Here is a 12,954-nt window from a genome sequence, read left to right as displayed (position 1 = left end):
GGCCGGAGCAATGCCCCGGCCGTCAAAGCACAGAAGGTTTCCCGACTATTCGTTGATCAGGCGCTTCAGCAACTCGATCTCATGCGAGAGCTTCGTATCCTCAGCAATCAACTCCTCGATCTTGCGAACGGCATGCAACACGGTCGTATGATCGCGACCGCCGAAGCGACGGCCGATTTCCGGGAAGGACCGCGGCGTCAGCGTCTTCGACAGATACATGGCGATCTGGCGCGGCTTGACGATGACACGGGTGCGGCGGTTCGAGACCAGCTCCTGGCGCGACACGTTGTAGTGCCGTGCGACGATGCGCTGGATATCCTCGATGCGGACGCGACGCGGCTCACCCGAACCAACAAGGTGGGCAAGAAGCTCGTCCACGCGCTCTACCGTCAGGTTCGGCTCGAAGGAGCGACGGAAGAGCAGCTGGTTGAAGGCGCCTTCCAGTTCGCGGCCGCTCGCAGTGATGTTGCGGGCAACATGGTTGAGCAGTTCCGGCGGGATTTCCAGAGACGGATCCTCGACGCGAGCTACGGCGAGGCGACGCTTCAGGATTTCGAGGCGCATTTCGTAGTCCGGCGCATCGAGCTCGATGGCAACGCCGCCCTGCAAACGCGAGCGGACACGTGGATCGAGCGATTCCAACTCCCAGGGAGCGCGGTCGGCAGCGACCACGACCTGCTTGGCGCTGTCGAGCAGCATGTTCAGCAGGTGGCAGAACTCGTGCTGGATCATCTTGCCCTGCAGGAACTGCATGTCGTCGATGATCAGAAGGTCGATGTTGCGCAGCGAGTCTTTGAGCGTCAGAGCATCATTGTCGCGGATCGCGGTTGCGAAACGCCACATGAAATACTCTGCCGTCAGATAGACGACGCGCAGTGCGCGCGGGTTCTGAACCGCGGCATTGGCGATCGCCTGCAGAAGATGCGACTTGCCGAGGCCGACGCTGGAATGGACGAACAGCGGATTGAAACGGACAGCGCCCTGTCCGGCTTCCGCAATCGTCTTGGCGGCGGCAAGTGCCACGCGGTTCGAGCTGCCTTCGACGAAGGTGTCGAAGGTGAAGCGGGAATCCAGAGGCGAGCCGAAGAGCGGCTGGCCGGAGGTGGCCGGACGGGCTGCGGCAGCGGACGAAACCGCCTGCTGCGCAATCTGGCCGGCATGCTGCGCCACAGGGCGGCGCGTCTGCGCAGCGGCAACAGGCTCCGGGGAAACCGGCTCTTCAGCCGGCTTACCAACGCCACGCGTTGCCGTGCGAACAAGAATTTCGACTTTCAGGATTTCAGAGTCTTCGGCCCGGAACAGGCTGGTGATCAGCTCAAGATACCGATTGTTGATCCAGGACTTCAGGAAAGTTGTCGGCACCGTCAGGCGCACGACGCTCTTTGAAACCGAATGCAATTTCAGCCGTGCAAACCAGCTTGCATAAACATCCGGACCGACCTGCGCCTTCAGACGGGCGCTGACACGCTCGAAAAGTACACCATGCTTCATGTCTCCCTTTTCCCCTGCCGCCTCGGCGCAAATAGAGCCAAACGCCTGCGGTTCATTGTCCCCACTCTCCAGGACATCCGCCGTCATTGTATTCATCTGCATCATGCCGCCTTCCATTCGTCGGCCGACTTTGTTTCGTCGCCCGATTATTTCCCCGCTATGGCTAGAAAGTGGCACCCTCATGAGCCACTCGCCTGCCGGTTCACTCAAATACTGCCCCACTCGCAAGATGCTCCCGGGAAAGTGCGCGCCGCATCATGCGGTTCGACTGCGTTCCCTCGGACTGGATGCCGTTCCTCGTAACACCGGCTTCCAATCGTCCTGCCACGACTTCTCTTCCCATTCGGCTTCACGCAACGCGTGCAACCAACACACAAAACATTACCGTTCCGCGACAGCCACATCGCGGTCAAAAATGCCTAACTGCGTGAAAAACCGAAGACTTTGACTCTCCGTAACAAGTGGCACAGGATCATCGCCCTGCCGACGTGGCAGTTTCAGACCAAGCCTTTACAGGTGATGTCTGGACCCCTTGTTGATCGGCATTTAGGCAGGATCGAATGCGGGAATCAACGATGAATTTTACGCAAAATTAAGAGCGGGCCGTTGACTCCGGCTGCAGTTTTTGGGCGTCACATTGATGTCAAAAAAGAATCGCTTTTGAATCAAGGGGATTCCGATTCTGGGCATTTTTGACACGCATAAAAAGAAAAAAATAAAAAAGCTTCTTGACTCTGCTCAGACCGCAGATTGTAGGGCCCGAGTCGAGCACACCTGAAGTATCCTACAACAAGTATTTGTTTTAATTGAATTTTTCATGTCACACGCTCGACATGAAATCGTCGCCGAATTAACCATACGGAAGCTAGTCGGCGGAATCGAAAAAGCCCGACAAAGTTGCCGGGCTAATCATAATGCTGCGTTTATTAACGAAAGATTATGCGGTCGCAGAAACCGACAGAGCCTTCACACGAGCTGCGAGGCGCGAAACCTTGCGGGAAGCCGTGTTGGCGTGCACAACGCCCTTGCTTGCGGCGCGAGCCAGTTCCGGCTGCGCGGCCAGGAAAGCTTCCTTAGCCTTGGCAGCATCACCAGATGCGATTGCCTCTTCGACCTTGCGAACGAAAGTACGAACGCGCGAGCGACGAGCCTTATTGACGTCGGTACGGCGGGCGATCTTGCGGGTCGCTTTTTTCGCCGAAGTTGTATTGGCCATGGATGCCTCTCTAAGAATTCGAACAAACTCCGTCATCACCGCGGGCCTTGCGGCCACTTCATACAGTAATGCGGGAGCATAATCGGAAAACCGGAGTGGCTTCCCGAACCGTGGGCGGGCATATAACCCTAAAGCCGACCCACGTCAACGCGCATTTTCAAGGAAACGCCGCCTTTCTCTAAGGCTCAGCGGTTCTTGAAGGCAGGCTTACGCTTTTCGATGAAGGCCGTCATCCCCTCTTTCTGGTCTTCGGTGGAAAACAGGCTATGGAAAAGCCGGCGCTCGAAGCGCAGACCTTCGTCCAGGGTCGTCTCCAAGGCACGGTTGACCGCTTCCTTGGCCATCAGAACGGAAGGACGCGACTGCGAGGCAATCCTGGCGGCCGCCTCCAGCGCCTCGTCCAGCAGGCGCTCGGGCGCCACCACACGTGAAACGAGTCCCGCCCGCTCCGCTTCGGCGGCATCCATCATCCGGCCGGTGAGGATCAGATCCATGGCTTTATATCTGCCGACGGCGCGCGTCAGCCGCTGAGAGCCGCCCATGCCGGGGATGACGCCGAGGGTGATCTCGGGTTGGCCGAACTTGGCAGTCTCCGAGGCGATGATGATGTCACACATCATTGCAAGCTCGCAGCCACCGCCAAGCGCAAAGCCGCTGACGGCAGCGATGACAGGCTTGCGCGCCTTGGCAACGTCGTCCCAGCCGCTCATCAGATCGCGGCTATAGACATCGACATAGCCGAGAGGCTGCATTTCCTTGATGTCGGCACCGGCGGCGAATGCACGCTCGGAGCCAGTCAAAACGATCGCACCAATAGCGTCGTCGGCCTGGAAGGCTTCATGAACCTGTAGAAGCTCCTTTAGCACTGTCGAATTCAGCGCGTTCAGCGCCTGCGGGCGATTCAATGTGATGAGCCCTACCGCTCCGCGAGTTTCGACGATCAGCGTTTCGTAGGCCATGGACAATCCTCCCGTTATTTTTGGCAGTCAGGGCAGTAGAAGGTCGAGCGCCCCGCCTGAACGATGCGCGCGACCGTACCGCCGCAACCGGGCGTGCGGCAAGATAGACTTTCGCGATCATAGACCGAGAAAGAGTGCTGGAAATACCCGAGAGACCCATCCGTCTGGATATGATCCCGCAGGGACGAGCCCCCCGCCTTGATGGCGTCGGCGATGACGTCGCGGATCGACGCAACGAGGAGGTCCATCTGCTTGCTCGGCTTACCGGTCTTGGTGACGACAGTCGCCGCTGCCCGGGTGGGGCGCAAATGCGCGCGCCACAGCGCCTCGCAGACATAGATATTGCCGAGCCCGGCAATATTCTTTTGATCGAGCAGCGCGCTCTTCAGCGGCTGCGCCTTGCCCATGAATCGTTCCGCCAGATAGGCAGCGCTGAGTTCGTTGCCGGTCGGCTCCGGCCCGAGGCCGAAGAGGAAGGGATTGAGATCAAGCTCGGAGCGCTGCGCCATATCCATGAAGCCGAAGCGGCGCGGGTCATTATAGATGACGCGGCTGATGCCATTCGGTCCTTCCAGGTGGAAGATCGCGTGGTCGTGCTTTTCATCCTTCGAACGGGCATGATGAAACTCGCCGGGAGCATCGGATAGCGGTCCTGCCTCGATGCGGAAGGAACCTGACATGCCGAGATGCGAGATGATCGTCGTGCCGTCATCGAGATCGATCAGCAGATATTTGGCGCGGCGACCGAGCGCGACGATTTCGCGACCGGTTGCCCGCGCCTCCAAACCGTCCGGAAAGGGAAATCGCAGGTCCTTGCGGCGCAGTTCCAGGCGGGCGATCCGCGCGCCTTCCATGGTGGGGGCAAGCCCGCGTCTGACGGTTTCGACTTCTGGCAATTCCGGCATCTTAACCCATCTATATCTAACATGTTTCAACCACGGGCGTTGTGCGCTATAGCGCCAAGGTGCCGCAGCTTTGACCGTGGCCCACAGATAGCGCTGCGCGGGTCCGTTCGCTATGGTCGCCGCGCCGATTTCAGATAGATGGAGTATTTCGATGTCAGAAAGCCGTACCTCCGCCGAAGGCGGCATGGAAACATCCTACGGCTTCCGCGAAGTGGCGGATGGTGAAAAGCAGGGCCTCGTCAACGAGGTCTTCCATAAGGTCGCCAAGCGCTACGACATCATGAACGACGTCATGTCGGTCGGCATGCACCGCGTCTGGAAGGATGCGATGATCTCAGCCCTCAATCCGCGCAAGGAACCCGGCTACAAGGTTCTCGACGTTGCCGGCGGCACCGGCGATATCGCGTTTCGCATCGTCGAGGCCTCGAACCGACAGGCCCATGCAACCGTGCTCGACATCAACGGCTCGATGCTCGCCGTCGGAGCCGAACGTGCCGCCAAGAAGAAGCTCTCCGACAACCTCACTTTCGTCGAGGCCAACGCCGAGGACCTGCCGTTCGAAGCAAACAGCTTCGACGCCTATACGATTGCCTTCGGCATCCGCAACGTGCCTCGCATCGACGTGGCGCTCAGCGAAGCCCATCGCGTGCTGAAGCGCGGCGGCCGGCTGCTCGTGCTCGAATTCTCCGAAGTGGACATGCCACTGCTCGACCGCGTCTACGACAGCTGGTCGTTCAACGCCATTCCGAAGTTCGGCAAGGCGATCACCGGCGAGGCCGAGCCCTATCAGTATCTCGTCGAGTCCATCCGTAAGTTCCCCAACCAGGAGAACTTCGCCGAGATGATCCGCAATGCCGGCTTCTCGCGCGTGAGCTTCACGAATTATACCGGCGGCATCGCAGCCCTTCATTCCGGCTGGAAGCTCTGACGCATGGTTGAGGGCACATCGTTCACCCGCTGGCTTTCGCAGGCAGGCAATCCGGCATGAGCACTCTGGGGGCATATTTCCGGCTCTCGCGCGTCGGCTGGATTCTGGTGCGCGAAGGTGTAATTTCGGCCCTGCCGTCGGAAGATCTTCCGCCGTCCGTCGGCATCGCCAAGTCGTTTGTCGGCTTGTTCGCGCGCAATCGTTCGAAATCGAAGAAGCGCAGCGACCGGCTGGCGCAGGCGGTGGAGCGGCTCGGCCCCTCCTACGTGAAGATCGGCCAGTTCCTGGCGACGCGTCCGGATGTCGTAGGCGTCGAGTTTGCCGACGATCTGTCGCAGCTTCAGGACCGCATGGCATTCTTTCCGCTCGTAGCGGCCAAGGCGAGCATCGCCGGGTCTCTCGGCCGCCCGATCGAGGAGCTTTATGCGAGCTTCGATGAGCCGATTGCAGCGGCTTCGATTGCCCAGGTGCACCCCGCCGAGGTCGATACGCCTGCCGGACGCAAGAAGGTAGCGGTCAAGGTCGTCCGCCCCGGCGTGCGCCAGCGGTTCACGCATGATATCGAGGCGATGTACCTCGTCGCTCACATGCAGGAGCGCTTCATGCCTTCTAGCCGGCGCCTGAGGCCGGTGGAGGTCACGAAAACACTGGAGCAGACCACCAAGGTCGAAATGGACTTGCGGCTGGAGGCCGCGGCCCTTTCCGAGATTGCTGAAAACACCGAGAAGGACCCGGGCTTCCGTGTGCCGAAGGTGGATTGGGAGCGCACCGGCCGCGACGTGATCACAATGGAGTGGATCGACGGCGTGAAGATGTCGGATGTCGAGGGCCTGCGCGCCGCCGGCCACGATCTCAACCTGCTCGCGGACACGTTGATCCAGTCGTTCCTCCGCCACACGCTGCGCGACGGCTTCTTCCACGCCGACATGCATCCCGGTAACCTCTTTGTCGACGAACACGGCGATATCGTCGCCGTTGACATGGGGATCGTCGGACGCCTGGGGAAAAAGGAGCGCCGCTTCCTCGCCGAAATTCTCTTCGGCTTCATCACCCGCGACTATATCAGGGTCGCGGAAGTTCACTTCGAAGCCGGCTACGTGCCAGGCCACCACAATGTCGAGAGCTTCGCGCAGGCGATCCGCGCGATCGGCGAGCCGATTCATGGCCAGCCTGCCGAGACGATCTCGATGGGCAAGCTGCTGACGCTGCTGTTTGAGGTGACCGAACTCTTCGACATGGCGACGCGACCGGAACTGGTCATGCTGCAGAAGACCATGGTCGTGGTCGAAGGCGTGTCGCGCATGCTCAATCCACGCTTCAATATGTGGAAGGCGTCCGAACCCGTCGTCGGCGACTGGATCCGCAACAATCTCGGCCCGAAGCGCATCGTCACCGATCTCAAGGACGGGCTGAAGGCGGCTGTGAAGCTTGCCGAAGCGGCGCCGGAGATTGCCGCCAAGACCGAGAAGTTTCACCATCAGCTGCTACAGATGAGCGAGAATGGATTGCGGTTCGACGCGGAAACGGCCGAGGCGATCGGCAAATCCGAGGCGCGCCATAATCGCTCCGGTCGGGTCGCCCTCTGGATTATCGCGCTTGCTCTTCTCTATATAGCCTGGGTGGTCACCTGATCCGTCGCAGCAATGCATGCTGTGTTCGATATTTGGGATATCCCATTCGGTAGCGCCGTCGCATACTCTCACTTTTCAAGGAGATATGGCAGATGAAGCATGAACGCCCCCGCATCGAACTTTCCGGGCAGCCGCTCAGCTTTGCTGAGATGGTGAGGATGGGATCGGGCAAGGTGGCGCTTTCAGCTTCCGCGACCGGAATGGCCCGCATCGAGATTGCCCGGGGGATCGTCGAGGACGCGATCAAGGCCGGGATGCCCGTCTACGGGGCGACCACCGGCGTCGGCGCCATGAAGGATGTCGAGTGGTCTCCAGAAGATCTGGACGCCTTCAATCTCGGGCTGGTGCGTGCGCATCACTTCGGCACCGGGACACCGTTTTCGAGCTCGGTCGTGCGCAATGCGATGGCCATCCGCATCAATACCGCGCTGACCGGACAGGTCGGCTGCACGCGCGAACTCGTCGATGCCTATATGCGAATGCTGGAAGCCGACATCATCCCGGTCGTCCGCCGCACCGGCTCGATCGGTTGCGCCGACATCGGTCTCATGGGACAGATCGGCGCCGTGCTGACCGGCGTCGGGGAAGCGGTCTATCGCGGCAAGCGCATGCAGGCTGCTGACGCCTTCGCCGCCGCCGGCATGAAGCCCTTTACGATGGCCCCGCGCGACAGCTTGGCCTCGCTCAGCGTTAACGCCGTCAGCTTCGCCGCGGCGGCGGATGCGACCCGCAGTGCCGCGGCCTCCATACGCGTGCTGCTGGCCTCCGGCATGATGGCATCAGGCGCGCTCGGCGCTTCCCGCGATCCGTGGCTTTCCGTTCGCCATGTCGGCACCTCCCGGGAGGCCTTGATCGGCTCCTGGCTCTGCAATGCGTCGGACGCCTGGCAATGGCCAGTCAAAACTCATGTCCAGGATCCGTTGAGCCTGCGCATGATCGCGCAGGTCTTCGGTGCAGTCATCGAGAACCTGCTGACGACGGGTCACAAGATCCTCGCCGCTACCGGACGCTCCGACGACAACCCCGTCGTCGTCGAGGGGCGGGTGATGACCTCGGGCGGATCGCTGCCGCTCGACGTGACGATCCTGCTGGAATCGGCCGCTCTCTGCATGGCGCACGCCGCCCGCAATGCTTTCAACCGCTGCGTCCTCCTCGGCAACGGCCAGCGCCGCGACCTGCCGGTCAATCTCGTGCCGCCTGGCCGCATCGCCACTGGCTTTGGCCCGATCATCAAGCTGGCCGGCGAAATCTTCTCCCGCGTCCTGTCTATGTCGAACCCGGTTTCGGCGCAGTCGCTGGTGGTTGCGGCCGGCCTCGAGGATGAGGCTGCCTTCCTGCCGCTGGTAATCGAGCGCTTCGAGCGCCAGATGCGGGCACTGATGCGCCTCGCCGCTCTCGAGGCGCTGCTTTCGGCCCAAGCCGTGGACATTCTCGGCGACAAGCCGAAAGGTGTCGGCGGAATGCTCTATGACGTCGTTCGCAAGCATGCGGACTTTTACACGGTCGACCGGCCACTCTCTGCCGAGGTGGAAGCGATCGAGGAAGAATTCGGCTCCGACGCCTTCATGTCCAAGCTGATCGAAGAGGTGCCGATCGCATCCTTCGACGATTTCTTTGCGCTCGGCTCACTGGAGCGTATCGAGCAGCGTCTGACCCAGGAACCGGTCGCCATCTGATCCTTCAATATTTGCCACGGAGAAAGCGGCATGGCTGATTTCGATCTCGTTCTGCAAGGCACGGTCGTTCTGCCGGAGCGTATCTTGGAAACCGGCTACGTCGCCGTCCGCGACGGCAAGATTGCGGAAATCGGCCTCGGCGTGCCGCCTGCCGCCCGCGAACGCCATCTCCTCGGCAAGGCATTGATCCTGCCCGGAGCAATCGACGCCCAAGTTCACTCTCTGTCGCAGAAGAACCAGGAGGATTTCATCTGGTCGACGCGCTCGGCTGCTGCCGGCGGCGTGACGACGATCGTCGACATGCCCTACGATGAAGGCAATCTTGTCTGTTCGGCGGAAGCGGTAAAGAAGAAGATCGCCCAAGCCGGCCCGCAGGCGCGGGTCGATTTTGCACTCTACGGCACCGTGGATCCCGAGGAAGGCGCCAAGCGGGTCGCCGAAATGGTGGATGCCGGCGTTGCCGCCTTCAAGTTCTCGACGTTTGGTACGGATCCGAAACGTTTTCCGCGCATTCCCCCTGCCCTGTTGGACGAATGCTTTGCCGCAATTGCGCCGACCGGGCTGACCGCCGGCGTCCACAACGAGGATGACGAGGCCGTCCGCGCCTACATGGAGCGCGTGAAAGCAAGCGGGATCACCGATTGGCGGGCGCATGGGTTGTCGCGGCCGCCGATCACCGAACTGCTGGCAATGCACACCATCTTTGAAACCGGCGCCAATACGGGATGTCCCTCGCATGTGGTCCATTGCTCGCTCGGACGCGGCTATGACATCGCGCGCGCCTATCGCCGTGACGGTTTCGAGGCGACGGTGGAATGCTGCATTCACTATCTGACGCTGGACGAGGAAAACGACGTCAAACGCCTCGGCGGCAAGGCGAAGATCAATCCGCCGATCCGGCCGCGTGCCGAGGTCGAGGCGCTGTGGCGCAGGGTTGCCGAGGGCAATGTCTGGCTGGTTTCGACGGATCACGTCAGCTGGTCCGAAAATCGCAAGACCAATCCTGACATGCTGGCGAACGCGTCCGGTGTGCCCGGGCTCGAGGTGATGGTGCCGCTCTTCATCAAGGGTGCCGCCGAGCGCGGTATCCCGCTGACCTTCGCGGCCAAGCTGATGGCAGAGAACCCGGCAAAGCATTTCCGCCTCGACCACGTGAAGGGAGCGCTCACGCCAGGCAAGGACGCCGATATCGTCGTACTTGAGCCGCGCGAAACGGTCTATGACGCAGCTGCGAGCGGCAACAACGTGGTCGGCTGGAGCCCTTACAACGGCATCCGCCTTCCCTGGACGGTCGCCGCGACCTATCTGCGCGGGGAGAAGATCACCCATGGCGCGACGGTGCTGGCTGAACCGGGGACCGGCCGATTTGTGCGTCCGCTGCCGAGGCAGGTGATCGCCGGAGCCGCAGAATGACCAGAAACCTGCCGGTCAACGCAGGTCGTATCGCCGAGGATATCGACGCTCTGGCCAGGATCACCGAGCCCGGCCGTCCCTGGACCCGTCGTGCCTTCTCGCCGCTCTTTCTCGAGGGGCGCGCCTATATCGAAGCGCGCATGCGAGCGGCTGGCCTTGAGACCCGGATCGATGCCGCCGGCAATCTGATCGGCAAGCGGCGGGGCGCCATCGACGGGCGCGGCACGATCATGCTCGGTTCGCATTCAGACACCGTGCCGGATGGCGGGCGTTTCGACGGCATTGCCGGCGTGGTGGCGGCGATTGAGGTCGCGCGTGCGCTCAGCGATCGGGGCATCGAGCTCGATCACGACCTGGAGATCGTCGACTTCCTTGCGGAGGAGGTCAGTATCTTCGGCGTTTCCTGTATCGGCAGCCGGGGCATGACCGGGCAACTGCCGGAAGCCTGGCTTTCGCGCGCGAGTGATGGACGCGACCTCGCCGAGGCGATTGCCGAGGTCGGCGGGCGCCCGGGCGTGCTGCAGCAGCAAAACAGGCCCGATATTTCGGGCTTTCTCGAACTTCATATCGAGCAGGGCCCGGTCCTTGAGAACGAGAAGAAAGATATCGGCATCGTCACTGCGATCGCCGGGATCACCCGGATTGAGATCATCGTCAAAGGCCGCGCCGACCATGCCGGGACGACGCCGATGGATAGCCGCTCGGATGCGCTGGTCGCCGCCGCGCAACTGGTCCTCGATATCCGCAATGCCGCAGCCGCCCGCGCGAAGACGCCGGGGCATTTTGCGGCGACGGTCGGCGAGTTCGGGATCGAGCCGAATGCCGCCAACGTCGTTCCCTCGAAGGTCGTCCTGCTGATCGATGGGCGCGCCGAGATTCGCAACGACATGGAGGCCTTCTGCGAGTGGCTGGACGAACATGTCATAAAGTTAGCCATCGCTTACGGAGTGTCCATCAAAAGCCCGATGCGCGTCTCCGACAACTATCCGACGCCGAGCGATGCCGGGCTATTAAAGACGCTCGAAAGGGCTTGCGAAACCGTCGGCGCCAGGCACCGGCGCATGGCATCGGGCGCCGGACACGACATGGCCTGGATTGCCAAGGTAGCGCCCGCCGCGATGATCTTCGTACCCTGCAAGGAGGGGCGCAGCCACTCCGCTGACGAGTGGGCCGAGAACGACGACATCGCGCTTGGGGCGGCCGTGCTTTTCGAAGCCGTCATGGACATGGACAAGAGCTTGAAGCAGGAGAATGCCTGATGGGACGCATACTCGTTGAGAAGGACGTAGAAGCAGCGGTCAAGGGCGGGTCGGTCTATGCCGCCGGCGGCGGCGGCTGGGCGGATCACGGACGCATGCTCGGCTATGCAGCGGTCAACGTCGGCAAGCCGGAACTTGTGTCGATCGACGAGCTGAAGGACGACGACTGGATCGCGACGGCCGCCGCGATCGGCGCGCCCGCTTCCACGACACCCTGGGAGATGCAGGGCATCGACTATGTGAAGGCGGTGCAGCTGCTGCAGGACGAACTCGGCGAAAAACTGTCCGGCCTGATCATCGGCCAGAACGGCAAGTCGTCGACGCTGAACGGCTGGCTGCCCTCCGCCATTCTCGGAACAAAGGTCGTCGATGCCGTCGGCGATATCCGCGCGCATCCGACCGGCGACATGGGCTCGATCGGCATGGCGGGCTCGCCCGCGCAGATGATCCAGACGGCGGTCGGCGGAAACCGCGCCGAAAGCCGATACATCGAGCTTGTGGTGAAGGGGGCGACGGCGAAGATCTCGCCGATCCTGCGGGCGGCTTCCGACCAGTCGGGCGGCTTCATCGCCAGCTGCCGCAATCCGCTGCGCGCCTCTTATGTGCGTACCCACGCAGCACTTGGCGGCATCTCGATGGCATTGGCGCTGGGCGAGGCGATCATTGCGGCTGAGAAGAACGGCGGGTCAGCCGTGATCGATGCCATCTGCAAGACAACAGGCGGGCACATCCTGGCCGAAGGGATCATCACCAAGAAGGACGTCGTCTATACCAAGGAGGCCTTCGACATCGGCACGATCGTCGTCGGCTCCGGCGACAAGGCGGTGACCATGCATGTGATGAACGAATACATGGCCGTCGACGACATCGAGGGCAAACGGATCGCCACCTTCCCCTCGGTTATCACAACGCTCTCGCCCGAGGGCGAGCCGCTGAGCGTCGGTCAGTTGAAGGGTGGGATGCATGTCTTCATCCTGCATGTGCCGATGAGCATCATTCCGCTGTCGGCAAGCGTTCTCGACCCGACCGTCTATCCCCCGGTGGAGAAGGCGATGGGGATCGAGCTTGCCCGCTACGCGCTCGCGGCAAAGGCCTGATCGCATGGCGCGGGACGTCGGCCTCGAGGAATTGCTGAGGGAAGAGCTGGGTACTATGTCCGGTCTCAGCGAGAAGCCGATGTTCGGTGGTTTGGCCTTTCTGCTCGACGGCAATCTCCTTTGCGGCGCCCGACAAGACGGCATGCTGGTCCGCCTCGGCAAAGGCAATGACGGCTGGGCGCTCGATTTGCCCGGCGCCGTGCAGATGCTTTCCGGCGGTCGCGCCATGCCCGGCTGGATCCGGGTCGGCGCGGAGATTTACGGCGATGACGATTTGCGGCGCCGCCTCCTGGAGGCCGCGACGGCCTTTGTGCGCTCACTGCCCGCCAAGTGAACGGAGCTTGGGCCTAAGAGACCCAAAAAAGACAGAGATAGAGGA

At 61.7% G+C, this 12,954-nt stretch carries 11 protein-coding genes; 7 read left to right on the top strand and 4 right to left on the bottom strand.

Going from position 1 to position 12,954, the window contains the following annotated elements; genetic code table 11:
* Window positions 1-45: 45 nt before the first annotated feature.
* The 4 genes from dnaA to mutM form a co-directional block, all read right to left on the bottom strand.
* The gene (gene dnaA / locus RHIBUN_RS0104900) at window positions 46-1,593 is read right to left on the bottom strand and encodes a chromosomal replication initiator protein DnaA (protein ID WP_025658687.1); all 1,548 of its coding nucleotides are present in this window, start codon (window positions 1,591-1,593) and stop codon (window positions 46-48) included.
* Window positions 1,594-2,428: 835 nt separating this feature from the next.
* Window positions 2,429-2,707: a 30S ribosomal protein S20 gene (rpsT, locus tag RHIBUN_RS0104895; protein WP_016552476.1), complete on the bottom strand. Its 279-nt coding sequence runs from the start codon at window positions 2,705-2,707 to the stop codon at window positions 2,429-2,431.
* Window positions 2,708-2,892: 185 nt separating this feature from the next.
* On the bottom strand, window positions 2,893-3,666 hold the full coding sequence (locus RHIBUN_RS0104890; protein WP_025658686.1) for an enoyl-CoA hydratase: 774 nt from the start codon (window positions 3,664-3,666) through the stop codon (window positions 2,893-2,895).
* Window positions 3,667-3,680: 14 nt separating this feature from the next.
* Window positions 3,681-4,571: a bifunctional DNA-formamidopyrimidine glycosylase/DNA-(apurinic or apyrimidinic site) lyase gene (mutM, locus tag RHIBUN_RS0104885; protein WP_025658685.1), complete on the bottom strand. Its 891-nt coding sequence runs from the start codon at window positions 4,569-4,571 to the stop codon at window positions 3,681-3,683.
* 151 nt (window positions 4,572-4,722) lie between these two features.
* On the opposite strand from mutM, the gene ubiE reads away from it, so the two are divergent.
* From ubiE to RHIBUN_RS0104850, 7 genes are all read left to right on the top strand, one after another.
* Window positions 4,723-5,499 (top strand): bifunctional demethylmenaquinone methyltransferase/2-methoxy-6-polyprenyl-1,4-benzoquinol methylase UbiE, encoded by a 777-nt coding sequence (gene ubiE / locus RHIBUN_RS0104880; RefSeq protein ID WP_025658684.1) that lies wholly within the window; start codon window positions 4,723-4,725, stop codon window positions 5,497-5,499.
* A 56-nt stretch (window positions 5,500-5,555) separates the two neighbouring features.
* The gene (gene ubiB / locus RHIBUN_RS0104875) at window positions 5,556-7,130 is read left to right on the top strand and encodes a 2-polyprenylphenol 6-hydroxylase (RefSeq protein ID WP_025658683.1); all 1,575 of its coding nucleotides are present in this window, start codon (window positions 5,556-5,558) and stop codon (window positions 7,128-7,130) included.
* Between the two features lie 92 nt (window positions 7,131-7,222).
* Complete coding sequence (locus RHIBUN_RS0104870) at window positions 7,223-8,806, top strand: aromatic amino acid lyase (protein ID WP_025658682.1); 1,584 nt, start codon at window positions 7,223-7,225, stop codon at window positions 8,804-8,806.
* Window positions 8,807-8,836: 30 nt separating this feature from the next.
* Complete coding sequence (locus RHIBUN_RS0104865; RefSeq protein ID WP_025658681.1) at window positions 8,837-10,219, top strand: amidohydrolase family protein; 1,383 nt, start codon at window positions 8,837-8,839, stop codon at window positions 10,217-10,219.
* Window positions 10,216-11,478: a Zn-dependent hydrolase gene (locus RHIBUN_RS0104860; RefSeq protein ID WP_025658680.1), complete on the top strand. Its 1,263-nt coding sequence runs from the start codon at window positions 10,216-10,218 to the stop codon at window positions 11,476-11,478. Before RHIBUN_RS0104865 ends, RHIBUN_RS0104860 begins: the two co-directional genes overlap by 4 nt.
* Complete coding sequence (locus tag RHIBUN_RS0104855; RefSeq protein WP_025658679.1) at window positions 11,478-12,575, top strand: DUF917 domain-containing protein; 1,098 nt, start codon at window positions 11,478-11,480, stop codon at window positions 12,573-12,575. Before RHIBUN_RS0104860 ends, RHIBUN_RS0104855 begins: the two co-directional genes overlap by 1 nt.
* A 4-nt stretch (window positions 12,576-12,579) precedes the next feature.
* Window positions 12,580-12,909, top strand: a complete 330-nt coding sequence (locus RHIBUN_RS0104850; protein WP_025658678.1) for a TfoX/Sxy family protein — start codon at window positions 12,580-12,582, stop codon at window positions 12,907-12,909.
* Window positions 12,910-12,954 lie beyond the last annotated feature (45 nt).

The organism is Rhizobium sp. IBUN (assembly GCF_000510625.1).
Lineage (GTDB): Bacteria > Pseudomonadota > Alphaproteobacteria > Rhizobiales > Rhizobiaceae > Rhizobium > Rhizobium altiplani.
Note: the sequence above shows the minus strand (reverse complement) of the source record. Positions and strands in the feature narration are given on the sequence as shown.

Excerpts from the sequence above, each read along its gene's own strand:
- RHIBUN_RS0104870 (WP_025658682.1), top strand. The coding sequence starts at position 7,223 with ATGAAGCATGAACGCCCCCGCATCGAACTTTCCGGGCAGCCGCTCAGC.
- mutM (WP_025658685.1), bottom strand. The coding sequence starts at position 4,571 with ATGCCGGAATTGCCAGAAGTCGAAACCGTCAGACGCGGGCTTGCCCCC.
- rpsT (WP_016552476.1), bottom strand. The coding sequence starts at position 2,707 with ATGGCCAATACAACTTCGGCGAAAAAAGCGACCCGCAAGATCGCCCGC.
- dnaA (WP_025658687.1), bottom strand. The coding sequence starts at position 1,593 with ATGCAGATGAATACAATGACGGCGGATGTCCTGGAGAGTGGGGACAAT.
- RHIBUN_RS0104855 (WP_025658679.1), top strand. The coding sequence starts at position 11,478 with ATGGGACGCATACTCGTTGAGAAGGACGTAGAAGCAGCGGTCAAGGGC.
- RHIBUN_RS0104860 (WP_025658680.1), top strand. The coding sequence starts at position 10,216 with ATGACCAGAAACCTGCCGGTCAACGCAGGTCGTATCGCCGAGGATATC.
- RHIBUN_RS0104865 (WP_025658681.1), top strand. The coding sequence starts at position 8,837 with ATGGCTGATTTCGATCTCGTTCTGCAAGGCACGGTCGTTCTGCCGGAG.
- RHIBUN_RS0104850 (WP_025658678.1), top strand. The coding sequence starts at position 12,580 with ATGGCGCGGGACGTCGGCCTCGAGGAATTGCTGAGGGAAGAGCTGGGT.
- ubiE (WP_025658684.1), top strand. The coding sequence starts at position 4,723 with ATGTCAGAAAGCCGTACCTCCGCCGAAGGCGGCATGGAAACATCCTAC.
- ubiB (WP_025658683.1), top strand. The coding sequence starts at position 5,556 with ATGAGCACTCTGGGGGCATATTTCCGGCTCTCGCGCGTCGGCTGGATT.
- RHIBUN_RS0104890 (WP_025658686.1), bottom strand. The coding sequence starts at position 3,666 with ATGGCCTACGAAACGCTGATCGTCGAAACTCGCGGAGCGGTAGGGCTC.